The sequence below is a fragment of the Xanthomonas hyacinthi genome (genome assembly GCF_009769165.1).
GTDB lineage: Bacteria > Pseudomonadota > Gammaproteobacteria > Xanthomonadales > Xanthomonadaceae > Xanthomonas_A > Xanthomonas_A hyacinthi.
In genome coordinates, this window is sequence record NZ_CP043476.1 from 723083 (window position 1) to 746810 (window position 23728).

The 23728-nt window shown below is 71.4% G+C and carries 17 protein-coding genes; 10 read left to right on the forward strand and 7 right to left on the reverse strand.

What is annotated here, in order from left to right; translation table 11 throughout:
• Positions 1-71 precede the first annotated feature (71 nt).
• The 3 genes from FZ025_RS03395 (at position 72) to mdtD (ending at position 3429) form a co-directional block, all read left to right on the forward strand.
• Positions 72-326: a WGR domain-containing protein gene (locus FZ025_RS03395; RefSeq protein WP_046980711.1), complete on the forward strand. Its 255-nt coding sequence runs from the start codon at positions 72-74 to the stop codon at positions 324-326.
• 8 nt (positions 327-334) lie between these two features.
• Complete coding sequence (gene hemE / locus FZ025_RS03400) at positions 335-1405, forward strand: uroporphyrinogen decarboxylase (protein ID WP_046980710.1); 1071 nt, start codon at positions 335-337, stop codon at positions 1403-1405.
• 593 nt (positions 1406-1998) lie between these two features.
• Positions 1999-3429: a multidrug transporter subunit MdtD gene (gene mdtD / locus FZ025_RS03405; RefSeq protein ID WP_046980709.1), complete on the forward strand. Its 1431-nt coding sequence runs from the start codon at positions 1999-2001 to the stop codon at positions 3427-3429.
• Positions 3430-3556: 127 nt separating this feature from the next.
• Here the strand turns inward: mdtD and FZ025_RS03410 are convergent, their stop codons facing one another.
• Positions 3557-7072 (reverse strand): hybrid sensor histidine kinase/response regulator, encoded by a 3516-nt coding sequence (locus FZ025_RS03410; protein WP_104557616.1) that lies wholly within the window; start codon positions 7070-7072, stop codon positions 3557-3559.
• Between the two features lie 188 nt (positions 7073-7260).
• Complete coding sequence (locus tag FZ025_RS03415) at positions 7261-10869, reverse strand: hybrid sensor histidine kinase/response regulator (protein WP_104557618.1); 3609 nt, start codon at positions 10867-10869, stop codon at positions 7261-7263.
• A gap of 238 nt (positions 10870-11107) precedes the next feature.
• Here FZ025_RS03415 and FZ025_RS03420 point away from each other — a divergent pair, with 238 nt between their 5' ends.
• Genes FZ025_RS03420 through FZ025_RS03430 form a run of 3 tightly spaced genes read left to right on the forward strand, consistent with a single transcriptional unit; the run spans position 11108 to position 12923 of the window.
• Positions 11108-11782 carry a YceI family protein gene (locus FZ025_RS03420; RefSeq protein WP_104557620.1) on the forward strand — a complete coding sequence of 225 codons (675 nt, stop codon included), beginning with the start codon at positions 11108-11110 and terminating at the stop codon, positions 11780-11782.
• On the forward strand, positions 11779-12345 hold the full coding sequence (locus FZ025_RS03425) for a cytochrome b (protein ID WP_046977331.1): 567 nt from the start codon (positions 11779-11781) through the stop codon (positions 12343-12345). Before FZ025_RS03420 ends, FZ025_RS03425 begins: the two co-directional genes overlap by 4 nt.
• Positions 12346-12356: 11 nt before the next feature.
• Positions 12357-12923, forward strand: coding sequence for a YceI family protein (locus FZ025_RS03430; RefSeq protein ID WP_046977330.1), 567 nt, complete (start codon positions 12357-12359; stop codon positions 12921-12923).
• Between the two features lie 465 nt (positions 12924-13388).
• Here the strand turns inward: FZ025_RS03430 and FZ025_RS22660 are convergent, their stop codons facing one another.
• Positions 13389-13517: a hypothetical protein gene (locus tag FZ025_RS22660; protein WP_280117176.1), complete on the reverse strand. Its 129-nt coding sequence runs from the start codon at positions 13515-13517 to the stop codon at positions 13389-13391.
• Between the two features lie 55 nt (positions 13518-13572).
• Here FZ025_RS22660 and xopG point away from each other — a divergent pair, with 55 nt between their 5' ends.
• Positions 13573-14034, forward strand: a complete 462-nt coding sequence (gene xopG / locus FZ025_RS21965) for a XopG/HopH/AvrPtoH family type III secretion system effector (RefSeq protein ID WP_280117177.1) — start codon at positions 13573-13575, stop codon at positions 14032-14034.
• A gap of 99 nt (positions 14035-14133) precedes the next feature.
• On the opposite strand, the gene FZ025_RS03440 is transcribed toward xopG, so the two are convergent.
• Positions 14134-14364, reverse strand: a complete 231-nt coding sequence (locus FZ025_RS03440) for a glutaredoxin family protein (RefSeq protein ID WP_046977329.1) — start codon at positions 14362-14364, stop codon at positions 14134-14136.
• Between the two features lie 91 nt (positions 14365-14455).
• On the opposite strand from FZ025_RS03440, the gene FZ025_RS03445 reads away from it, so the two are divergent.
• From FZ025_RS03445 to FZ025_RS03455, 3 genes are all read left to right on the forward strand, one after another.
• Positions 14456-15838, forward strand: coding sequence for an L-serine ammonia-lyase (locus FZ025_RS03445; RefSeq protein ID WP_046977328.1), 1383 nt, complete (start codon positions 14456-14458; stop codon positions 15836-15838).
• Positions 15839-16207: 369 nt separating this feature from the next.
• Positions 16208-19201: a ligand-binding sensor domain-containing diguanylate cyclase gene (locus FZ025_RS03450; protein WP_244292453.1), complete on the forward strand. Its 2994-nt coding sequence runs from the start codon at positions 16208-16210 to the stop codon at positions 19199-19201.
• 69 nt (positions 19202-19270) lie between these two features.
• Positions 19271-20281 carry an alpha/beta fold hydrolase gene (locus FZ025_RS03455; protein WP_104557622.1) on the forward strand — a complete coding sequence of 337 codons (1011 nt, stop codon included), beginning with the start codon at positions 19271-19273 and terminating at the stop codon, positions 20279-20281.
• A 30-nt stretch (positions 20282-20311) separates the two neighbouring features.
• Here the strand turns inward: FZ025_RS03455 and FZ025_RS03460 are convergent, their stop codons facing one another.
• From FZ025_RS03460 to metX, 3 genes are read right to left on the reverse strand one after another with little or no spacing between them, the layout of a single operon-like run.
• Entirely contained in the window at positions 20312-21376 is a 1065-nt protein-coding gene (locus FZ025_RS03460; RefSeq protein ID WP_104557820.1) for a homoserine dehydrogenase family protein, read from the reverse strand.
• Between the two features lie 20 nt (positions 21377-21396).
• Positions 21397-22614: an O-succinylhomoserine (thiol)-lyase gene (locus FZ025_RS03465; protein ID WP_104557624.1), complete on the reverse strand. Its 1218-nt coding sequence runs from the start codon at positions 22612-22614 to the stop codon at positions 21397-21399.
• The gene (metX, locus tag FZ025_RS03470) at positions 22611-23720 is read right to left on the reverse strand and encodes a homoserine O-succinyltransferase MetX (RefSeq protein WP_208803736.1); all 1110 of its coding nucleotides are present in this window, start codon (positions 23718-23720) and stop codon (positions 22611-22613) included. Before metX ends, FZ025_RS03465 begins: the two co-directional genes overlap by 4 nt.
• Positions 23721-23728: the final 8 nt, after the last annotated feature.

Below are 23728 nucleotides of genomic sequence, written 5' to 3' on the forward strand. Positions count from 1 at the left end.
TCCCTCCCGGTTCCCCAACGCACGGCCAGCACCGACGCCGCCGCCCAGCTGCGATCGGTACAATCGGCCGCATGCGCGTCTTCCTCCAGCAACGCCCCGGCGGCAACGAGCCGCCCCGCTACATCCAGCTGACCCTGCAACCGGACCTGTTCGGCGGCTGGGAGCTGTTGCGCGAGACCGGCCAGATCGGCGGCCGCGCGCAGCTCAAGCGCGAGCAATACCTGCTGCAGGACGAGGCCCACGCCGCCTTCGAGAAAGCCCGCGATGCGCAACTCAAGCGCGGCTTCCAGGTCATGTTCATTCGCGGCGCCGACGCCCCGCGCTAAGGAAACCCATGCTCAAGAACGACCGCCTGCTGCGCGCCCTGCGCCGCGAACCCGTGGACCAGACCCCCGTGTGGCTGATGCGCCAGGCCGGGCGCTACCTGCCCGAGTACCGCGCCACCCGCGCCCGCGCCGGCAGCTTCCTGGCCATGGCCAAGACCCCGGATCTGGCCTGCGAAGTGACCCTGCAGCCGCTGGCGCGGTTCCCGCTGGACGCGGCGATCCTGTTCTCCGACATCCTCACCATCCCCGATGCGATGGGCCTGGAGCTGTACTTCGTCGAAGGCGAAGGCCCGAAGTTCAAGCACCCGGTGCGCGATGCGGCGGCCATCGCCCGGCTCGGCGTGCCGGACATGGAGACCGAGCTGCGCTACGTGATGGACGCGGTGCGGGTGATCCGCCGCGAGCTGGACGGCCGCGTGCCGCTGATCGGCTTCTCCGGCAGCCCGTGGACGCTGGCCTGCTACATGGTCGAGGGCGGCGGCAGCGACAACTACGCGCGGATCAAGGCGCTGGCCCTGAACGAGCCGGCGGCGCTGCACCAGCTGCTGTCGGTCAACACCGACGCAGTGATCGCCTACCTGGCGGCGCAGCGCGCGGCCGGCGCGCAGGCGCTGCAGGTGTTCGACACCTGGGGCGGCGTGCTCAGCCCGGCGATGTACCGCGAATTCTCGCTGCCCTACCTGCAGCGCATCGCCCGCGAACTGCCGCGCGGCGACGGCGCCGAGCGCACCCCGCTGATCCTGTTCGGCAAGGGCAACGCGCCTTATCTTGAGGAACTGGCCGCCTCCGGCGCCGAAGGCCTGGGCGTGGACTGGACCGTCGACCTGGCCGAGGCCGCGCGCCGCAGCGGCGGCCGCGTCGCGCTGCAGGGCAACCTGGACCCGGCCACGCTATACGGCTCGCCGCAGGCGATCGAGCGCGAGGTGCGGCGCGTGCTGCGCAGCTACGCCGACGGCAACGGCTCGGCGGACGGCCACGTGTTCAACCTCGGCCACGGGCTGTCGCCGGACATGCAGCCCGAGCACGTCGGCGCGCTGGTCGCCGCGGTGCAGCGGCACAGCCGCCGCGCGCAGGCATAGCGCCGCACACCAAGCCGTCGTAACCGATGGGCGCCTTGCGCCCATCGGATGCGCGGAGCGACGCAACACGCGCTTCCGCCATCCTGCAGTCGGGGCTGAAGCCCCTCCCACAGTGCACCCGGCCGGCTTGCCGCAAGTCCCTGTGGGTGCGGCTTCAGCCGCGACGAGCGAGGCGGCGGGCCCGACGACTGCGGACAGCGTCGGGGCTGAAGCTCCTCCCACAGTGCACCCGGCCGACTTGCCGCAAGTCCCTGTAGGGGCGGCTTCAGCCGCGACGAACGAAGCGGTGGGCCCGACGACTGCGGACACCGTCGGGACTGAAGCCCCTCCCACAGCGCGCCCGGCCGGCTTGCCGCAAGCTCTGTGGGAGCGGCTTCAGCCGCGACGAGCGAGGCGGTGGACCCGACGGCTGCGGACGGCTTCGGTACTGAAGTCCCCCACAGAAGCGAAGACAACGTGCCGCGCGATGTGCCCCGATCCGCCATCGCGGCCAAGCCGCAGCGTGCGCAGCGCGCCACAACCGCCCGCTGCTGCACGACACCGCGACGCGATCTGCGCGATCCTGTACGCCCCTCGCGTCGCCGTGCGTGCCGATGTCCGCGCCTTCTTCCGATCCGATCTCCGTTCCGAACTACCGCAGTTTCCGGCCGCTGCTGTGGCTGGTGTCGCTGGCCATCTTCATGCAGATGCTGGACGCGACCATCGTCAACACCGCACTGCCGGCGATGGCGCGCAGCCTGGGCGAGAGCCCGCTGCAGATGCAGTCGGTGGTGTTCAGCTATGCGCTGGCGGTGGCGATGTTCATTCCCGCCTCGGGCTGGATCGCCGACCGCTACGGCACGCGCCGCACCTTCCTGGCCGCGATCGTGCTGTTCACCCTCGGCTCGCTGCTGTGCGCGGCGGCGCCGCGCCTGCCCTACCTGGTCGCCGCGCGGGTGCTGCAAGGCATCGGCGGAGCGATGCTGCTGCCGGTCGGGCGCCTGGCGGTGATGCGCTCGGTGTCGCGCGAGCAGTTCCTGAGCGCGATGAGCTTCATCGCGATCCCGGCGCTGATCGGGCCGCTGGTCGGGCCGACGCTCGGCGGCTGGCTGGTGCAGGTGGCCTCGTGGCACTGGGTGTTCCTGATCAACCTGCCGATCGGCGCGATCGGCTTCATCGCGGCGCTGAAGGTGATGCCCGATTTCCACGGCGAGCAGCGCACCCGCTTCGACCTGATCGGCTACGCGATGCTGGCCTTCGGCATGATCGCGCTGTCGCTGGCGCTGGACGGGATTTCCGAGCTGGGCCTGCGCCATGCGTTCGTGATGCTGCTGGCCATCGCCGGCCTGGCCGCGCTGATCGGCTACTGGCTGCATGCGGCCAACGCGCCGGCGGCACTGTTCCCGCTGCACCTGTTCAAGGTGGCCAGCTTCCGCATCGGCATCCTCGGCAATTTGTTCGCGCGCGTGGGCAGCGGCAGCATGCCGTTGCTGATCCCGCTGCTGCTGCAGGTCGGCCTGGGCATGAGCCCGATGCGCGCGGGCCTGATGATGATCCCGGTGGCGCTGGCCGGCATGGCGGCCAAGCGTGCGGCGGTGAAACTGGTGGAGAACTACGGCTATCGCCGGGTGCTGATGGCCAACACGGTGCTGGTCGGCCTGGCGATGGCCAGCTTCGTGCTGTTCGAGGCCGGCCAGACGCTGGGTTGGCAGCTGCTGCAGCTGGCGCTGTTCGGTGCGGTCAATTCGCTGCAGTTCACGGTCATGAACACGGTGACGCTGCGCGACCTGGACCGCGACCAGGCCAGCGCCGGCAACAGCCTGCTGTCGATGGTGATGATGCTGGCCACCGGCTTCGGCGCCGCGGCCGCGGGCAGCCTGCTGGCGGCGTTCAACGACCACCTCGGCGACAGCCACGGCGCCACCGCCGCGCTGCACGCGACCTTCGTCTGCGTCGGCGCGATCACCCTGACCTCGACCCTGATCTTCTGGCAGCTGCCCGACACCCGGCCGCATCCGCACAAGGTGGAGGAAGTGGCTGAATAGCTGGGAGGCAGGGAATGGAGAATCGGGAATGGGGAATGGGGAATCGAAAAGCAAAAGCTGCATCCCTCGCCTCTGACACTACACGCTCGCGGCGCCCTGCTTTTCCCTATTCCCGTTTCTCCATTCCCTATTCCCTGCCTTCGAGCACTGCCTCGATCGCCTCGGCCAGCATGTCTCCCGTCACCGGCTTGCGCAGGAAGCCGTCGAAGCCGGCTGCGCGGGCTTGCGGTTCGGCCTCGGCGTCGGCGCGGGCGGTGACCGCGATCAGCGGCATCCCGTAGCCGAACGCGCGCAGCTGCCGGGCCAGGGCCAGGCCGTCCAGGCCCGGCAGGTCCAGGTCCAGCAAGGCCACGTCGAAGGTATTGCCGGCCGCTTCGGTCAGCGCCGCCAGCGCATGCGCGGCATGGGTGATGTGGTGCCCGCGCGCGCCGAGCAGGCCGCTGACAACCTCGGCGACGGTGGGGTCGTCCTCGACCAGCAGGATGCGCAGCGGCCGCGTCGCCGCCAGCGCCTCGCGCTCGCCGTGCGTGCCGGGATGCATCGGCTCCGCAATCCACGGCAGCGGCAGGTCGACGATGAAGCGGGTGCCGACGCCGAGCTTGCTGTGCAGCTCCACGCGCCCGCCCATCGCCACCGCCAGTTCCTGGCAGATCGCCAGGCCCAGGCCGCTGCCGCCGTAGCGGGCGGCGGTGCGCGGGCCGTCGGCCTGCTCGAAGCGCTGGAACAGCCGCGCCTGCTGCTCGGCGTTGATGCCCGGGCCGGTGTCGGCGACCTCGAAACGCACGCCCTGGCGCGCGTGCAGCGGCGCCACGCGCAAGGTCACGCCGCCGTGGTCGGTGAACTTGATCGCATTGTTGAGCAGGTTCAGCAGGATCTGCCGCACCCGCGTCGCATCGCCGCTGGCGGTCACCGCGGCCGGCATCGCGTTGTCCAGCGCGAACGCCAGGCCGCGGTTGTGTGCCATCGGCGCCATCATCGCCTCCAGTTCGGCGATCAGCTGGCCCAGGTCGAACGGCTGCCGGTCCAGCTCCAGGCGTCCGGCCTCGATCCGCGCCAGGTCCAGCGCGTCGTTGACCAGGCGCAGCAGGTGCGCGCCGGCGCGGCGGATCGAGTCGGTATAGCCGCGCTGCCTGGGATCCAGCGGCGTGGCCAGCAGCAGTTCGCTCATGCCGAGCACGCCGGTCATCGGCGTGCGCACCTCGTGCCCGAGCGTGGCCAGGAAACGGGTCTTGGCCAGCGAGGCCTGCTCGGCCAGCTCCTGCTTGTGCAGGGCCAGTTGCCAGGCGTTGCGCCGGCGCAGGCGGCGCCGGTACAGGTAGGAGGCCAGCCACAGCGCCAGCAGCGCCAGCAAGGCCAGCCCGGCCATGCCCCAGGGGCTGCGCCACCACGGCGGCAGCACCTGGAAACGCAGCGTGGCGACCTTCGACCACACCTTGTCGGCGGTGCGCGCCTGCATCTCCAGGGTGTAGTGGCCGGACGGCAGGCGCGAGAACAGGCGCTCGCCGCTGGCGCCGACATCCACCCAGTCCGGGTCGTAGCCGCTGAGCCGGAACCGGTAGGTGTTGGCGTCGGTATCGGAGAACGACAGCAGGCGCGCGACCACATGCAGGTCGCGGTCGCCTTCCTGCAGCACGATGCTGCCGGCATGCAGCAGATCCAGCGCGCGCTCGCCGCGGCGCACGCCGATGCGCTCGATCACCAGCGGCGGCTGCCGCCGCGACGGCACGATCTGCGACGGCTCGAACAGCACCACGCCGTCCGGGGTGCCGCCGAGGATCTGCCCGCTGCGCGCCTGGGTCAGGGTCTGGGTGCGGAACTCCTGGTTGGGCAGGCCGTCGCGCACGCTGTAGGAGCGGATCGCCTTGCTCGCCGGATCGACCCGGATCAGGCCGCGCACGCTGCTCAACCAGGCCACGCCGCTGGCATCGACCACCAGCCCGTTCGGCGCCAGCGACGGGAACTCCTGCGCGGCGTCGATGCGGTCGAGCAGGTTCAAGCGCGCGCCGTCCCACAGATAGCGTTCCAGGCGGCCGAGGCTGGCCAGCCACACCACATTGCCGTCGGTGATGGTGACGGCGCTCAGCGCCCGGTCCGGCGCGCCCGGCACCGGCGCGAAACGCTCGCTGGTCGCATCCCAGGCCAGCACGCCATGCTGGCCGAGCAGCCAGGGCTGGCCCAGCGGGCCGGGCCGCGCATCGTCCACGGTCAGCTCCGCCGGCAGCCCGTCGGCGCCCGGGGCGATCGTGCGCAGCACCTGCCCATCCAGGTCGCGCACCTGCGCACCGCCGACCTCGCCGAACAACCACACGCGTCCGTCGCCGCTGAGCATCGCCCGATCGACCTCGCCGGGCATCGGCGCGTCGGCGCCATCCTGCTTGCCCCAACGCCGCACTTCGCCGCTGCCCGGGTCGTAGCGCAGCAGCGCGCCCAACGCCGCCGCCCAGACCCGGCCCTGGCCGTCCTCGACCAGCGCCCGCGGCCAGGTGCGCCCGAACATGGCCAGGATGTGGTGGCGCACCGCGCCGGTGGCCGGGTCCAGCTTGTCCAGCACGCCGCGGGTTCCCGCCAGCCACACCTCGCCATCGCGCGAGGGGGCGGTTGCGACGACGTAGGGATTGCCCATCGAATCCGGATCGTCGACCCGGTACGACAGCACCGAAAACTGCCGCCAGTTCGCCGGCAGGTACCACAGCCCGGCGTTGAAACTGGCGAACCACAGGTCGCCCTCGCGGTCCTCGAACGCCAGCGACCAGTTCGGCTTGACCAGCCCGTGCGTGGAGTTGCTGTACAGCGGCACGTTGCGGATCTGCCCGGCTTCGCTCTCGCGGCCCAGGCCGTCCAGGGTGTCGAACCAGCGATTGCCGTGACGGTCGTGGACCAGCATGCCCAGCACGCTCTCGCTCGGCAGGTTGTGCCAGTACGGCAGCACCGCGCTGCCGTCGGCGCGCAGCAGGCGCGCGCCACCCTGGCTGGCCACCCACAGCGTGCCGTCGCGCTCGGGGGTCAGTCCCTGCACCTCCGGCCGCGGCAGCGCCGAGGCCGGCAGCCGCTCGAAGTCGTGCCCGGTCCAGCGCGCCAGGCCGCCGCGCGTGCCCACCCACAGGGTGCCGTCGGAGGTGGTCGCCAGGAAGGTCACCGTCGGCGACGGCAGGCTGCGCTCGTCGCCCGGCCTCGGCATGTAGCGGCTCAGCGTGGCGTCCGCCTGCAGCCGGTCCAGGCCACCGTTGGCGGTGCCGAACCAGATGCTGCCGTCGGGCGTGGAGGCGATCGCCCAGACCGTGGCGCCGCCGATCTGCGGATAGGTGCTGCGGTCGTAGTAGCGGAACGTGCGCCGGTCCGCCGAGAGCATGCCCATGCCGGCATTCTGGGTACCGAACCAGACCCGGTTCTGCGCATCGACATGCACGGTCCAGATCTTGTTGTCGCGCAGCCCGTCCTCGATCCGCCAGATGCGGTAGCCACGCCCGTCGAAGCGCGCCAGGCCGTCGCTGCTGGCCAGCCACAGGTAGCCGAGCTGGTCTTCGGCGAAGCCATTGATGCTGTTCGACGGCAACCCGTCGGCCACGGTCAGCTGGCGCGGCTGCGGCGTCGGCGGCACCGCCGCGACGGCCGCCGCTGACCACAGCAGCAGCAGCCATCCCAAGATCCGTCTCGACCGCATCCTCGTCCCCCTGTGCATGGACTTCGTGCCCCCGATGCCCGCCGCCATCGTCGGCGATAAGCGCCGCCGCTGGCAACCGACGGGTGGTGGACTCGGGACTCGGGACTCGGGACTCGAAGCGTCGCATGCGTTGCCTGCGAATCCACTGCGCCGTCCGGCAGGACGACGCGCTATTCCGAGTCCCGAGTCCCCAGTCCCGAGTCCCGATCCTCTAGTCCTGAATCCATCACCCCCCGAATCGCTTCAGCCAGCATGTCGCCAGTGACCGGCTTACGCACGAAGCCGGCGAAACCGGCCGTCTTGGCCGCGGCCTCGGCCTCGCCGTCGGAGCGCGCGGTGACCGCGATCAGCGCAAAGCCGTAGCCGAGCACGCGCAGTTGCCGCGCCAGCGCCAGGCCGTCGAGCGCCGGCAGGTCCAGGTCGAGCAGGCCCAGGTCGAAAGTGCCCTGGCTCACCTCGGTCAGCGCCTCCAGGCCGTGCGCGGCGCAGACCACGTGGTGGCCGCGGCTGCGCAGCAATTCGGCCATCACCTGGGCCACGGTGGGTTCGTCCTCGACCAGCAGGATCCGCAGCGGCGCCTGTACCCGCGCCGGCAGCGGCAGCGGCACCACCGTCAGCGCCTCGGCAGGCCGCGCCTGCCAGCGCAGCGGCAGCGTCACCCGGAAGCGCGCGCCATGCCCGAGCCGGCTGTCCACCTGGATGCGCCCGCCCATCGCCATCGCCAGTTCCTGGCTGATCGCCAGGCCCAGCCCGCTGCCGCCGTAGCGGGCGGCGGTGCGCGGGCCGTCGCCCTGCTCGAAGCGCTGGAACAGCCGCGCCTGCTGCTCGGCGCTGATGCCCGGGCCGGTGTCGGCGACCTCCACGCACAGCCCATGCCCGCTGTGCAGCGGCGCCACGTGCAGCGTCACCGCGCCGCTGGCGGTGAACTTGATCGCGTTGCCGACCAGATTGAGCAGGATCTGCCGCACCCGCACCGCGTCGCCGTCGACGGTCACCGCGCCCGGCAAGGTGTCGTGGCATTCGAAGCGCAGCCCGCGCGCCTGCGCCAGCGGCGCCATCAGGTGCACCACGTCGGCGATCAACGCCTGCAGCGCGAACGGCTGCAGATCCAGCTGCAGGCGTCCGGCCTCGATCCGCGCCAGGTCCAGCGCGTCGTTGACCAGGTGCAGCAGATGCGTGCCGGCGCGGCGGATCGATTCGGTATAGCCGCGCTGCCTGGGATCCAGCGGCGTGGCCAGCAACAGTTCGCTCATGCCGAGCACGCCGGTCATCGGCGTGCGCACCTCGTGCCCGAGCGTGGCCAGGAAGCGGGTCTTGGCCAGCGACGCCTGCTCGGCCACTTCCTGCTTGTGCAGCGCCAGTTGCCAGGCATGCTGGCGGCGCAGGCGGCGGCGGTAGGCGCGCAACGACACCAGCAGCAGCAGCGCGGCGGCGGCGAGCAGCCCGGCGATGCCCCAGACGCTGCGCCACCACGGCGGATACACCCGGAACGGCAGCCGCAGGGTCGGCGACCAGGCGCCGTTGCGAGTGCGCGCCTGCACCTCGAGCACGTGCGCGCCGGCCGGCAGCTGCGGCAGCGTGCGCTCGCCGGCGGCGCCGACCGCGACCCAGGTGCGGTCGTAGCCGGACAGGCGGAAGCGGTAGCCGATCCCCTCCGGATCGACGAACGAGAGCAGCCGCGCCACCACGCGCAGGTCGCGGTCGTCCGGCTGCAGGGCGAAGCCGCCGCTCACCGGCAGCGCCAGCAGGCGCTCGCCGCGGCGCACCTGCACGCTCTCCACGCTCAGCGCCAGCGGCACCGACGGCGGGTCCGGCAGCCGCGTGTCCAGCAAGGCCACGCTGCCGTCGGCGGTGGCCGCCAGCAGCACCCCGTCGGCGGCCATCAGCAGCCCGCGCTTGACCACTTCCTGGCTGCTCAGGCCGTCGCGCGCGCCGAACGCGCGCACCGCCGGCACGTGCCGCGGATCGATCCGGAACAGGCCGCGGCGCATGCCCAACCAGGCGCGTCCCTGCTGGTCGACGACCAGCCCCTGCGATTCGGTCGCCGGCACGCCCTCGGCCGCCGCATAGCGGTGCAGCGGCCGCCAATGCCCGCCCTCGCGACGCCACAGCTCCAGCCCGGACAGGCGATGCAGCCACAGGGTCTGCGCATCGGCGAAGGCGAACGACTGCACCCGTTCGCCGGCGAATTCCGGCGGCGCGCGGAACTGCCCGGCGGCGGCGTCCCAGTAATGCAGGCGCTCGGCGGCCAGCCACGGCGTGCCGTCCGGCGCCAGAGCGAACGCGGCGATATCGGCGGCGGCGGCCAGGCCGCGCTGCGGACCGTGGATGTTGTCCAGCACGTGGCCGTCGGCGAGCGCGCGCACCTGCACGCCGAAGCCGGGGACGGCCACCCACAAGGTGCCGTCGGCGCGCGCGCGCAACCAGGCGCTGCCACCGATTTCAGGGGTGGGGTCGCGCGCCGACCGGTGGCTCCAGCCCTGCAGCGCGCCACCGCCGGCCGGACCGCGCAACAGCGTGACGCTGCTGCCCAGCCACAGCATGCCGGCGGCGTCCTGCAGCACCGACAGCAAGCGTATGTCGGGCAGGCCGGAGGTCCATGCCGGTTTGCTCAGCTCGCCGCTGGACGGTTGCAGCCGATACACGTTGCCGCCGGTCCCGGCCAGCCATGCCCCGCCATCGCGGGCCGGCGCCAGGCCCGCGTACAGGTCCGGCACCAGGCCGTGCGCCGGCCCGAGCACCGCCAGCCGCCGCCAGTCCGGACGCAGGTAGCCCAGGCCGCGGGTCGGCAACGACACCCACAGCCCGCCTTCCTTGTCGCGCAGCATGCTCACCACCACGTTGGCGCCGGACACCGCCGCTTCGCCTTCGCCAACGCGGCGCAAGGCGCCGTCGGCCGGCTTGTGCCACAGCCCCTGGCCGTTGCCGAGCCAGTAGCCGCCGCTGCCGTCCTCGGCCATGCACAGCACCCCGCGCTGCAGTGCGCCGGTCCAATCGGCGCGCTGCCAGCGCCCGTCGCGTCCGAGCCGGTACAAGTCCCTGTTGGCGCTGACCCACACCCCGTCGGACAGCGCGATCAGCGCCGACAAGCGCTGCTGCGTGCCATCGCTGCCGGGTAGCCGGTAGGCGCTGGCGCGGGTGCCGTCGTAGCGCACCAGGCCCTTGATGGTGCCGATCCACAGCACCCCGGACGGGTCGAACGCCAGGCCCACCACCGCGCTGTCGAGCATCGCATCGACCTCGCCGTCGCCGGCCTGGATGCGCTGCACGCGTCCGTCCGCCGGCAGCCGATACAGGCCGCCGGCATAGGTACCGAACACGATCTCGTCGCCACGGCTGGCGATCGCGAACACATCGTCGCTGCGCATCGCCGGTTGCGTGGCCATGTTGAAATGGCGGAAGCCGCGGCGCCCGGCATCGAGCACGCTCAGGCCGCCGCCTTCGCAGGCGACCCACACCCGGTTGCGCGCATCGATGTGCAATTCCTGCACGTAGTTGCAGCGCAAGGACTGCGGATCGTCCGGAGCGTGGCGCCAGATGCGGAATTCGCGCCCGTCGTAGCGGGCCAGGCCGTCGCCGCTGGCGATCCACAGGTAGCCGTCGCGGTCCAGGCCCAGCCGCGAGATCTGGCTGGACGGCAGCCCGTGCTCGGCGTCCAGCACGCGGAACCGCGGCAGTTCCGGCACCGCGGCCAGCGCGCTGACGCAGCAGCCGGCCAGCACCAGCAGCCAGGCGAGCAGCCAGCCGCGGCGCAGGCGTCGAGGACACGGGATTTGCATCGACAGCGGCTCCAGCGGCAGTGAACGATCGGCGGCGGATGAACACCGGCGCACTGCCGGGGCCGGCCGCAAACAGCGCGGCCGCTCCGTGCCGCCTCGATGCGGCAGCGTTCTTATACCGTGGGGGGCGGCAAAATCCCACCCGCCGCGCGACGCAACGAACCATTGCGCGACGTGCTGGCGCAAGCGCCGCGGACTGCGCCTAGAATCCCGCCTACTCCTCCTGCCTGGCCCACCCATGCTCCAGCGCTGCCTGCTCGCCCTGCTGCTGACCCTGCCGACCGCCGCGCTGGCGGCCCCGGCGCAGTACGCGCTGGACCCGGTGCACACCCGCGTGCTGTTCGCGATCGAGCACGCCGGCTTCTCCAAGGCGCTGGGCACCGTGTCCGGCAGCAGCGGCAGCCTGCTGTTCGATCCGGACGACTGGCGCAGCGCGCGGCTGGACGCGCGGGTGCCGCTGCAGCGGCTGGACCTGGGCGACGCCAAGTGGAACCGCGCCGCGCTGGCGCGCAACCTGGTCGACGGCGAGCGCTACCCCGAGGCGCACTTCGTCTCCACCCGGATCGAACCGATCGACGCCACCCACGCCAAGGTGTTCGGCACGCTGACCCTGCACGGGGTCAGCCGCGAGATCGCGCTGGAGGTGACCCTCAACGCGCTGAAGCGGCATCCGCTGCCGCCATTCCGCCGCACCGTGGGCTTTTCCGCCACCGCCACGCTGCAGCGCGCCGACTTCGGCATCGCCGCCTGGCCGTCGGTGATCGGCGCCGCGGTCGAGCTGCGCATCGAGGCCGAGGCCACCCGCGAGGGCCGCGCCGACGCCGACCAGGCGCAACCGGCCACGCCCGCACCCGACGCCGATCCCGACGCCCCCACCACCTCGCCCAGCCGCAGCCAGGAATCCACGCCATGACCGCCAAGAACACCGCCGAGCGTTGGGGCGGCGTCAGCCAGACCCTGCATTGGCTGATCGCCGCCCTGATCCTGTTGCTGGGCGTGGTCGGCCTGAGCATGGGCGAGCTGCCGAAGACGCCCAGATACTTCTGGGTCTACACCGCGCACAAGTCGCTCGGCCTGACCGTGCTGGCGCTGGTGATCGCGCGGCTGGGCTGGCGCCTGTATGCCGGCGCGCCCAAACCGGTGCCGGGCACGCCGGGCTGGCAGGAACGCATCGCCAGCGCCACCCACGTGCTGCTGTACGTGCTGATCTTCGCCATGCCGCTGTCCGGCTGGCTGTACGACTCCAGCAGCGGCCTGCGCCCGTTCCGCTGGTTCGGCCTGGTCGCCGTGCCCAAGCTCAGCGCGCCCGATGCGCAGCTGCGCGACCTGTCGCATGCGCTGCACGCATGGGGCTTCTGGATCCTGATCGCGGTGGTGCTGGCGCATGCCGGCGCCGCCTTCTACCACCACCTGTTGCAACGCGATGCCACCCTGGCGCGGATGTTGCCGCGCGGCTGGCTGACCCCCAAGTCCTGAGGAGTTCCATCATGTCGTCCCGTTTCGCCTCCCCCGCCGCCGTTGCCGCCAGCCTGGTGGCGATGCTCGCCGCCGCCCCCGCGTTCGCCGCCGATTACCTGCAGGCGCCGGGCTCGAGCCTGGTGTTCGCCAGCAAGTACGACGGCGAAGTGTTCACCGGCCAGTTCCCCGGCTTCGACACCAGGCTCAGCTTCGACCCGGCCAACCTGGCCAGCGCCAAGCTCGACGTGGCGATCCCGCTGGCCGGCACCAAGAGCGGCAATGCCGACCGCGACTCCACCTTGCAGGGGCCGGACTTCTTCAACGTGGCCAAGTTCGCCACCGCCCACTACCGCGCCGACAAGTTCCGTTCGCTCGGCAACAACCAGTACGCCGCCGACGGCACCCTGGAACTGCGCGGGGTGTCCCGGCCGGTGACCCTGACCTTCACCTGGACCCCGGGCGCGCAGCCGGTGCTGGCCGGCAAGGCCATCGTCAAGCGCCTGGACTTCGGCGTTGGCGGCGGCGACTGGGCCGACACCAAGACCATCCCCAACGAAACCGCGATCAGCACCAAGGTCGTGTTCAAGGCGAAGTGATTCGCCACAGGCCGCAGCGGCACGCGGCCACTGGGCGGCGGATTCCCTCGTCGGGTCCGCCGCTTTTTTTGGACCGGCCAAGCGAACGGCGGCGGCGGGCGCTCCTCGCCATCGAACCGCGCGGAGGCTCTGCGGCACACTGACTGCAGCGCCCTGCCAGGGCTTCTCGACAGGCGCAGACCCATTTACCGGCTGGCATGCCCCGCAATCCGGATGCCGAACGATCATGCCCGCGTTCAAGCGCGCCAACGTCTCAGGGCGGCGCTGTAAACGGCAGCGCATCGCTTGCCCCCTCCCCCCGCTGCCTGAGCGCGCTTGCTTCGCATCCGTGAACAGCGACGCGCGCCACGACCGCAGCCTCGGATGCCTACAGCGCGATCATCTATCCGCGCATCCGCGCAGAAATTCCCATCTCTGCACCAAGCCACTTCCATGCCAATCCAGACACGCTATCCGGGCATCTACTCACACAGCAAGTCGGACAACAGTCGCGACCAACAACGATTCAATGCCGAAGTCGATGTGCATCTTTGCCATTTGAACTCCAGAAACACCGGCAACAGACTGCTCGATCAACTGCAACGGCTCAGCCATCAACGAAGGCACAAGGTCACGATTCGCGAGATGACGCCATCCCCCGCAGGGCCCCATGGCGGAACCGGTCCTTTCACGGCATCAGCTGGAGGCGCATCCCGGCGTGACTCGCTTCTGCGATATCCGGGAAACAGCTGCACAGCTTTATGCCCTGAAGACAGCGGGTGGCCCCAATGAAGGGTCGAGCGTTGTCGTGTCATGGAGCGCCCACCAGACGAGCATGGGATTGGACGAAGATGGCGATCCGACTGGCCCGACTGCCAGCCATAGGGACAAAGTCAGCTTGCTGGCGCATGAACTGGTGCACGCAAAACACATGATGGCTGGAACCTGGAAAGGCTGTTCCGATGATCCCTGCGACCCCGATACCGCCTCGGGGAAAGAAGAGCTACGCGCCGTGGGCCTAGGAAAGTACAAATATTCAAAGACAGGCGAACCCTCCGAGAATTCTGTCCGGGCCGAACACGGCCTGCCCAAGCGCGTCAGCTACGATGCCTCCGGCTACAGGAGCGCATAGCGCTCAGACGTCAATCGCAGGCACCGGCACCCGGATCGACCTGCACCAGGCGGGTATGACGGCGGCGTATTGCGTCTCGCCCGCTCTACCTTGGGCAGCTCAAACCTCCAGCCGCAACCAACGTGCGACCAGGCAGGTATCGAACGGCCACGCCAGCTCGCGTCCGCCAGCGTCGCGCAGCACCGGCACCCGCTCCCCGTAGCGCGCTTCCAGTACCGGGTCGCCATCGATGAATACGCTGTCGAGATCGCCCAGGCGCGCCTGCGCCAGGACCAGCAGCGCCTGGTCGCACAGGTGGCAATCGTCGCGCTGGTACAGGGTCAGGGACATCCGCGGCGGCTCCAATGCTGCGCTGCGGGCATCGGCAGCGGACCGGGGACATAGAATAGACGGTCTTTGGCCTTCCACCTCTCCGGCACGTATGGCTGTCAGCACCTTCGACCTGTTCAAGATCGGCATCGGGCCGAGTTCCTCGCATACCGTGGGGCCGATGCGTGCGGCCGAGCGCTTCGTGCAGCGCTGGCTGCTGGATCCGGGCCGGCTCGGCGAGGTGGTGCGGATCCGCGCCGAGGTGTTCGGCTCGCTGGCGCTGACCGGGCGCGGCCACGGCACCGACAAGGCGGTGCTGCTGGGCCTGGAAGGCCAGCGCCCGAACCTGATCGACCCGGACATCATTCCGAGCACCCTGGAGCGCATCCGCAGCAGCAAGCGCATCAACCTGATGGGCCAGCACAGCATCGCCTTCGACGAGAAGCGCGACCTGGTGCTGAACAAGCGCCAGAAGCTGCCGTACCACAGCAACGGCATGCGCTTCACCGCCTACGCCGCCGACGAGGAGGTGATCGCCACGCGCGATTACTACTCGGTCGGCGGCGGCTTCGTGGTCAACCAGGACGACGCCGCCGAGGACCGCATCGTCGCCGACGAAACGCCGCTGCCCTACCCGTTCAAGAGCGGCGACGAGCTGCTGGCGCAGGCCGCGCGCAGCGGCCTGAGCATCGCCGCACTGATGTTCGAGAACGAGAAGTGCTGGCGCAGCGAGGACGCGATCCGCGCCGGCCTGCGCGAACTGTGGAACGCGATGCAGGCCTGCGTGGCGCGCGGCATCCGCGAGGAAGGCACGCTGCCCGGCGGTCTGCACGTGGCGCGGCGTGCGCCGGCGCTGTACCGCGAACTGTCGTCCACGCCGGAAGCGGCGATGCGCGACCCGCTGACCACGCTGGACTGGGTCAACCTGTACGCGCTGGCGGTCAACGAAGAGAACGCCGCCGGCGGCCGCGTGGTCACCGCGCCGACCAACGGCGCGGCCGGGATCGTTCCGGCGGTGCTGCACTACTTCGACCGTTTCTGCCCGGGCAGCGACGAGCAGCGCATCTTCGACTTCCTGCTGACCGCCGCGGCGATCGGCATCCTGTACAAGGAAAACGCCTCCATCTCCGGCGCCGAAGTCGGCTGCCAGGGGGAGGTCGGCGTGGCCTGCTCGATGGCCGCCGGCGGCCTGGTCGCCGCGCTCGGCGGCAAGCCGGGGCAGATCGAGAACGCCGCCGAGATCGGCATGGAACACAACCTCGGCCTGACCTGCGATCCGATCGGCGGGCTGGTGCAGATCCCGTGCATCGAGCGCAACGCGATGGGCGCGGTGAAGGCGATCAACGCCAGCCGCATGGCCATGCGCGGCGACGGCAAGCACAAGGTCTCGCTGGACAAGGTGATCCGGACCATGCGCGACACCGGCCGCGACATGCAGGACAAGTACAAGGAAACCAGCCGCGGCGGGCTGGCGGTGAACGTGATCGAGTGCTGAGCTGACGCGCCGGGCGTGTCCTGCGCCCGGACGGATCGCGCCGCTGCTGCGCGCGCGCACGCGGCAGGCAGGCGCGCGCAGCGGCGCAGCGGCCCGCACCCGGGCGATGGCGCGGTACCGCACGCGCACAGCGGCGCCGCGCAGGGCGAATCCGCCGGGATGAAGCGCGCCGCTGCGGCCGCCGCAATGGCCACCGCCGCGCAGGCGTTTGTTGCGGTGCGGATAAAGATCGGCGCGCCGGTGCCGATAGCGACTTCGACGATACGCCGACACCGAGCCGGCATTGGAATGTCCTTGCAGCCCCACCCCGCTTCCTGGTGCACCCGTGCGTTAAAGCTGGCCACGCTGCTCGGAGCGTGGATCTCGCTCGTGCCGAGCGCGGCCGCCTTGCAGCCGGACAAGCAGTTCAACCAGTACGAACGCCAGCGCTGGAGCCTGGAACAAGGGCTGCCGCAGCTGAGCGTGCAGGCCTTCGCGCAGGACCGGCAGGGTTATCTGTGGATCGGCACGATGGGCGGGCTGGCGCGCTTCGACGGCGTGCGCATGACCACCTTCGGCGAAAAAGCGCCGGCCAACCTGCCCGGCACGTTGATCAAGGCCTTGCGCGTGGATCCCGGCGGCGACCTGTGGATCGGCACCTACCGCGGGCTGGCGCGCTATCGCGACGGCCGCTTCAGCAACCTGCTGCCGCAGGATCCGCAAGCGCCGCTGCTGAACATCGAAGCGATCGCGGTCGATGCGCAGGGCACGGTGCTGGTCGCGGCGCAGGATGGCGTGTATGCCGTGGTCGGCGACAGCCTGCGCCTGCGCCATCGCATCGCCCACGGCGCCTACGCGCTGCTGCCGCGCGGCGGCGAGCTGTGGGTCGGCACGCGCGGCGCGGTACTGCGCTTCGCCGATGGCGACGGCGACGGCGAGCCGCTGCCGTTGCCGGCGGACGCGCGCGCGGCGCCGGTGCGGCAGTTGCTGGACGCACAGGGACGCCTGTGGGCCGGCAGCCGCGACGGCCTGCTGTTCCGCCGCGACGGCCGCTGGCAGCGCCTGCCGGGCGACCCGGCGTTGACCCGACGCGCGGTGGAGGCGCTGTACCAGGACAGCGACGGCAATCTGTGGGTGGGCCTGCCCGACTACCTGCTGCGCGTGCGCGACGGCGGCATCGTCGAGCAATACGCCGAACGCGAGCCGGACGCGGGCGCCAGCGCGATCTTCGAGGATCGCGAGCGCAACCTGTGGCTGGGCAGCCGCTGGAATGGCGCGACCCGCCTGTGGAACGGCTGGACGCGCCGCTACAGCAGCGACGAAGGCTTGTCCGACCCGCTGGTGTGGACGCTGGCGCGCGATCCCGACGGCGCGCTGTGGGTCGGCACCGGCAACGGCCTGGCGCGGCTGCGCGATGGCCGCTACCGGCAGGTGCTGCGCCGCGCACAACTGCCCACCGACGTTCCCTACACCCTGCTCGCCGAACCCGGCCAGCTGTGGATCGGCACCCGTCGCGGCGCCGTGCTGTACCGCGACGGGCGCGCCACGCTGCCGCCGCTGCTGGCGCCGCTGCGCGAACTGCAGGTCAGCGGCATCGTCCGCGATCGCGCGCAGCGGCTGTGGTTCGCCAGCAGCGACGGCCTGTTCCGCAGCGACGGCAACCGCCTGCATCGCTACGGCAGCAGCGAGGGCCTACGCGACCCGCGCATCCGCCTGATCCACGAAACCCGCGCCGGGCGCCTGCTGATCGGCTCCCAGGCCGGCCTGTATGAACTGCGCGGCGAGCGCCTGCTGCCGCTCGCCGCGGCCGGCTCGGCGCTGGCCGGCGCCGACATCACCGCCATACACGAACTGCCCGGCGGACAGTGGCTGGTGGGCACGCTGTCGGAACAACTGTGGGTGTTCGATGGCAAGCGCTGGACCATGTTCGACGAACACGCCGGACTGCCGGCGAACGCGGCGTTCTTCATCACCGACGACGGCCACGGCAGCCTGTGGGTGGCCGGCCTGCGCGGCGTGTACCGGATGCCGCTGGCGAGCCTGCTCAAGCGCATCGAGGTGCCGAGCACGCCGCTGCACGCCGAACTGCTGCTCAACGAGCGCGGCCAGCGCCACGGCGGCGTGCAGGGCCTGTGCTGCAACGGCGCCGGCAACGGCAAGGGCTTCATCGACAGCGGCACGCTGTGGCTGCCCAGCCGCGACGGCGTGGTGACCATGGACACCGCCGGCATCGTCAAGAACCCGGTCGCGCCGCAGCCGGTGGTGGAGCGGATCCGCGCGCAGGGCCGCTGGATGGCGCCGCAGGCGCTGCGCGACACGCCGCTGCCGGCGCAGGCGCGCGACCTGGATTTCGAGTTCACCGCGGCCTCGTTCCAGGCGCCGGAGAACGTGGAACTGCGCTATCGCCTGGTCGGCTACGACACCCAATGGCGCAGCCTCGACGACATCCGCCAGCGCGTGGCCAGCTATACCAACCTGCCCGGCGGCGACTACGTGTTCGAGGTCACCGGCAGCAACAACGCCGGCGTCTGGGCGCTGGCGCCGGCGCGGCTGCCGCTGCGGATCCGGCTGCGCTTCCAGGAGACGCTGTACTACAAGCTGCTGCTGGGGCTGGGCGTGCTGCTCCTGGCGCTGCTCTGCATCGGCATCGCGCGCGTGGTCAACCAGCGCCAGCGCCAGACGCTGGAGCGGCAGGTGCGCCAGCGCACCGAGGCGCTGCAGGCGGCCAACCAGCGCCTGCAGGAAGCCAGCTTCACCGACGACCTGACCCAGCTGCGCAATCGCCGCTACCTGTCGCTGCACATCCCCAGCGACATCGCGCTGTACCGGCGCATGGCCGCCAACGACCTGGACATCCTGTCCTCGGGCATGCTGTTCGCGCTGATCGACATCGACCATTTCAAGTCGATCAACGACAGCGGCGGCCACCACACCGGCGACGCGGTGCTGCAGCAGATGGCGCAGCTGCTGGTCAGGCTGACCCGCGAAAGCGACTACGTGGTGCGCTGGGGCGGCGAGGAATTCCTGCTGGTGCTGCGCTCGGCGCCGCGCGAGAACCTGCCCGTGGCCGCCGAACGCCTGTGCCGGGCGATCGCCGCGCACAGCTTCGCGCTCGAGCACGGCCGCCACAGCCAGATCACCTGCTCGATCGGCCTGGCCGAATTCCCGTTCGTGCACGATCCCGACAGCCACCTGGGCTGGGAACAGTTGCTGGTCCTCGCCGACCGCGCGCTGTACCAGGCCAAGGCCAGGGGCCGCAACGGCTGGGCCGCGTACCGGCCGGTGCTCGGCACGCAGGCCGAGCAGGTGCTGGCGGCGCTGCACGAGTCGGCCGAACGCATGCAGCGCCATGCCTGCCTGAGCCTGGTGCATTCGCGCTGCTGAGCCGCGTTGACGCCGCCCGTGCATGGCCCGGGCTAGAGTCGCGGCATCCCCGCACGTCCTCCAGCCCGCATGCGCCGACTCCCGCTTCTCGCCGCGCTCGCCGCCGCGCTCCTGCCGCCGCCCAGCCACGCCGCCACCCCCGCGCCGCGCTACGGCGCGCAGCTGGAAGGCTTCGACTATCCGGCTCCGCTCGCCCGCTACGACTTCGTCTCGCAGCGGCAGTCCTTGCAGATGGCCTACCTGGACGTGGCGCCGAGCGGCACGCCCAACGGCCGCACCGTCGTGCTGCTGCACGGCAAGAACTTCTGCGCGGCGACCTGGGAGTCGGCGATCGCCGCGCTCCTCGCCGCAGGCTACCGGGTGATCGCGCCGGACCAGATCGGCTTCTGCAAGTCGAGCAAGCCGCAGGCCTACCAGTTCTCCTTCGCGCAGCTGGCGGCCAACACCCATGCGCTACTGCAACACGCCGGGGTGACCCGGGCGGTGTTCGTCGGCCACTCGATGGGCGGCATGCTCGCCGCGCACTACGCCCTGCAGTATCCGCAGGACGTGAGCCAGCTGCTGCTGGTCAACCCGATCGGGCTGGAGGACTGGAAGGCCGCCGGTGTGCCGTGGCGCAGCGTCGATGCCTGGTACGCGAAGGAACTCAAGACCGATGCCGCCTCGATCAGGCAGTACCAGCAGAGCGTCTACTACGGCGGGCAATGGAAACCCGAGTACGACCGCTGGGTGACGATGCAGGCCGGGCTGTACGCCGGCCCCGGCCACGCGCAGGTGGCCTGGAACCAGGCGCTGACCTCGGACATGGTGTTCAACCAGCCGGTGCTGCAGCGGTTCGCGCAGATCCAGGTGCCGACCACGCTGTTCATCGGCCAGCGCGACCGCACCGCGATCGGCAAGGACCTGGCGCCGCCGGCGCTGGCCAAGACCCTGGGCGACTATCCGGCGTTGGGCAAGCGCGCGGCGGCGGCGATTCCCGGCGCCACGCTGGTCGAGTTCGCCGACCTGGGCCACGCGCCGCAGGTCGAAGCGCCGCAGCGCTTCAACGCCGCGCTGCTGCAGGCGCTGGCCGCGCGCTAACGGCGCGGCGACTGCCGGCGTACTGGCGCGTCAGCGCACCGCGATGCGCAGCACGTCGTCGAGCAGGGCCGCCGCGGTCACCTCGGCGCCGGCGCCCGGCCCCTGGATCAGCAGCGGCTGCTGCAGGTAGCGGTCGCTGTGGATGGCAACGCGGTTGTCGGTGCCGGCGCCGCTGGCCAGCGGATGCGCCAGCGGCAGTTCGCGCAGTCCCACCGACGCGCCGTGCGCATCGAAACGGCCGACGAAACGCAGGCAGGCGCCGTTCGCACGCGCCTGCGCCAGGCGCGCCGCCAGCGGCGCATCCAGCGCCGACAGCGCGGCATCCACGTCCTGCGCCGCCGCCGCGGCCAGCGCCGCCGGCAGCAGCGACTCGACCTGCACCTGCTCGGCGCGCAGCGGCAGTCCGGCGGCGCGCGCCAGGATCAGCAGCTTGCGGCGCACGTCCTCACCGGACAGGTCCTCGCGCGGATCCGGTTCGGTATAGCCGGCCGCCGCCGCCTCGCGCACGCAGTCGGAAAACGCGCGGCTGCCGTCGTAGCGATGCAGCAGCCACGCCAGCGAGCCGGACAGCACGCCTTCCACCGCATGGATATGGTCGCCGCCGGCGGCCAGCGCGCGCAGGCTGCTCAGCAACGGCAGGCCGGCGCCGACCGTGGCGCCGTCGCCGTAATGCGTGCCGGCGGCATGCCGCGCGGCATGGATCTGCTCGGCACGCGCCAGCGCCGCGCCCTGCCCGAGCTTGTTGGCGGTGACCACGTGCACCCCGCGCGCCAGCCACCCGGCATGCCGCTGCGCCACCGCCTCGCTGGCGGTGGCATCGACCACGATGTCGCCGCCGCGCAGGTCGGCGGGCTGCGGCGCGGCGCCATGATTGCCGCGCGCGGCGGCGTTGGCCACGGCCAGCGCCTGCGCCGGCGCTTGCCCGCACTCCTGCAGGATCCGCGAATTGGCCAGCCAGGCGAACGCCGGCAAGCCCGGGCGGCGCTGCTGCAGCACCTGGTAGCGCGCGACGAAGGCGCGGCCTACCGTGCCGGTGCCGAGCAGGCCCAGCCGCGGCGCCAGCGCCTCGGGCGCCCGCGCCTGCGCCGACGGTATTGCCTGGGCGACGCTGCCGCTCACGCGTCCACCCGTTTGCGCGCCACCGCCTCGCCGGCCTGCTGCGCACGCAGCAGACCCGCCTGCAGGTCGGCGATCAGGTCCGCGCTGGATTCGATGCCCACCGACAGGCGCAGCAGGCCGTCGCCGATGCCGGCGTTGGCGCGCGCTTCGGCGGTCATCGCCGCATGCGTCATCGACGCCGGATGCGCGACCAGGCTCTCGACCCCGCCCAGCGACTCGGCCAGGGTGAAATAGCGCAGGCCATCGACGAAGGCGCGCACCTCGGCCTCGCCGCCGGCCAGCTCGAAGCTGATCATCGCGCCGAAGCCGGTCTGCTGCCGCGCCGCCACCGCATGCCCCGGATGCGTGGCCAGGCCCGGGTAGTAGACCTGGTTGACCGCGGCATGCCCGTCGAGCAGCGCCACCACCGCCTGCGCATTTTCCTGGTGCACGCGCAGGCGCGCATCCAGCGTGCGCAGCCCGCGCAGGGTCAGGAACGCATCGAACGGCGAACCGGTCAGGCCCAGCGCGTTGGCCCACCACACCAGCTGCTGGTGCAGGTCGGCGGTGGCGGCGATCACCGCGCCGCCGACCACATCGCTGTGGCCGTTGACGTACTTGGTGGTGGAATGGATCACCAGATCGGCGCCGAAGGCAATGGGCTTTTGCAGCGCCGGCGACAGGAAGGTGTTGTCGACCACCGCCAGCGCGCCGGCCTTGTGCGCGGCGTCGATGACGAAGCGCAGGTCGGTGATGCGCAGCAGCGGATTGGACGGGGTCTCGATCAGCACCAGCTGCGGCGACTGCGCCAGCGCCTCGGCCAGCGAGCGCGGGTCGGTCAGGTCGGCGGTGATCAGCTCGAAATGGCCCTTCTGGGCCAGCGCGTTGAACAGGCGCCAGCTGCCGCCGTACGCGTCGTGCGGCACCACCAGCTTGTCGCCCGGCTGCAGCAGCGCGTTCAGCACCAGGTTGATCGCGCCCATGCCGGTGGCGGTGATGACGCCGCCGGCGCCGCCTTCCAGCTCCGCCAGCGCTTCGCCGAGCAGGTCGCGGGTCGGATTGCCGCTGCGGGTGTAGTCGTACTGGCGCTTGTTGCCGAAGCCGTCGAAGCTGAAATTCGACGACAGCACGATCGGCGGGGTCACTGCGCCGTAGGCGGTGTCGCGGTCGATGCCGGCGCGCACCGCGGCGGTGGCGGCGCTACAGGGCAGATCGTTGTCGTGGGCAGTGCTCATGCGGTAGCTCCGGTGGGGCGAAGGGCGGTGGCGAGGATCGCGTCGATGCGGTTGGTTTCTTTCAGGAAGGCGTCGTGGCCGTACGGCGAGCGCAGCACGCGCAGGCTGCCGCGCGGCCCCAGCCCTTCGACCAGGGTGACCAGGTCGGCCAGCGGCACCAGGCGGTCGCCTTCCACCGCGACCACCACGGTGGGCACGGCGACGGCGGCCGGATCGATGCGGTGCAGGTCGATGGATTCGGACAGGCGCAGGTAGGCATTGACCTGGGTGCGCGCCACGTACTGCGCGCCGGCCGCATCCAGGTAGTCCTCGGCAGCGACGCGCACGCGGCCGTTGATCACTTCCGGCGGTGCATCGAAGCGCTCGCCGAACTCTTCCGGAGTGCGGTAGCTGAGCATCGCGAACTGCCGCGCCAGCGACAGCCCGTGGCTCTCGGCGCACTGCAGCTGGCCCAGCGCCACCGCGCGGCGCTGCAGCGCGCGCCACGCCGCGGCATACGGATGCGCGCGGTGCGCACCGCTGACCGCGACCAGCTTGTGCAAGCGCTGCGGATGCCGCACCGCCAGCTGCAGGCCGATCAGCGCGCCATAGGAATAGCCGACGAATCCGTGCAGTTGGGCGATGCCCAGCGCATCCAGCAGCGCGGCGATCGCATCGGCCTGGTCGGCGCTGTCGATCGGCACGTCCAGGCTGCCGTCGGCACCGACGAAGTCGAACCCGAGCAGGCGCCGCTGGCCCGGATCCAGCGCCCGGCCCGGCCCGACCAGGCCTTCGGCCCAGCCTTTCTCGGGGAAGCTCGCGTTGGCGGCGAGATGGCGATGCGCGGAAATGCCGCCGGCGACGAACACCACCGGGGCATCGGCCGGGCCGCTCAGTTCGTAGCGCAGGCGCAGCAGCTGCACGCCGGCGTGGCGCAGCGGCAGCGCCACCGCCACTTCGCCGCGCATCGCGAGCACGCCGTCGGCGGCCGGCGCGACGGCGGCGGCATAGCGGTCGAGCGAGGCATTCACAGCAAGGGGGCGATTGGGCGTATTCACGAGACTCATGGCGGTATCCGGGGAGGAACGGCCATCGAGCTTCGCGGAGCTCGCGTTCGACGTGCGCAAGGCACGAA

Coding starts and splice junctions, on each gene's coding strand:
- FZ025_RS03395 (WP_046980711.1), top strand. CDS start 72: ATGCGCGTCTTCCTCCAGCAACGCCCCGGCGGCAACGAGCCGCCCCGC.
- hemE (WP_046980710.1), top strand. CDS start 335: ATGCTCAAGAACGACCGCCTGCTGCGCGCCCTGCGCCGCGAACCCGTG.
- mdtD (WP_046980709.1), top strand. CDS start 1,999: ATGTCCGCGCCTTCTTCCGATCCGATCTCCGTTCCGAACTACCGCAGT.
- FZ025_RS03415 (WP_104557618.1), bottom strand. CDS start 10,869: ATGCAAATCCCGTGTCCTCGACGCCTGCGCCGCGGCTGGCTGCTCGCC.
- FZ025_RS03420 (WP_104557620.1), top strand. CDS start 11,108: ATGCTCCAGCGCTGCCTGCTCGCCCTGCTGCTGACCCTGCCGACCGCC.
- FZ025_RS03425 (WP_046977331.1), top strand. CDS start 11,779: ATGACCGCCAAGAACACCGCCGAGCGTTGGGGCGGCGTCAGCCAGACC.
- FZ025_RS03430 (WP_046977330.1), top strand. CDS start 12,357: ATGTCGTCCCGTTTCGCCTCCCCCGCCGCCGTTGCCGCCAGCCTGGTG.
- FZ025_RS22660 (WP_280117176.1), bottom strand. CDS start 13,517: ATGGCTGAGCCGTTGCAGTTGATCGAGCAGTCTGTTGCCGGTGTTTCT.
- xopG (WP_280117177.1), top strand. CDS start 13,573: ATGGCGGAACCGGTCCTTTCACGGCATCAGCTGGAGGCGCATCCCGGC.
- FZ025_RS03440 (WP_046977329.1), bottom strand. CDS start 14,364: ATGTCCCTGACCCTGTACCAGCGCGACGATTGCCACCTGTGCGACCAG.
- FZ025_RS03445 (WP_046977328.1), top strand. CDS start 14,456: ATGGCTGTCAGCACCTTCGACCTGTTCAAGATCGGCATCGGGCCGAGT.
- FZ025_RS03455 (WP_104557622.1), top strand. CDS start 19,271: ATGCGCCGACTCCCGCTTCTCGCCGCGCTCGCCGCCGCGCTCCTGCCG.
- FZ025_RS03465 (WP_104557624.1), bottom strand. CDS start 22,614: ATGAGCACTGCCCACGACAACGATCTGCCCTGTAGCGCCGCCACCGCC.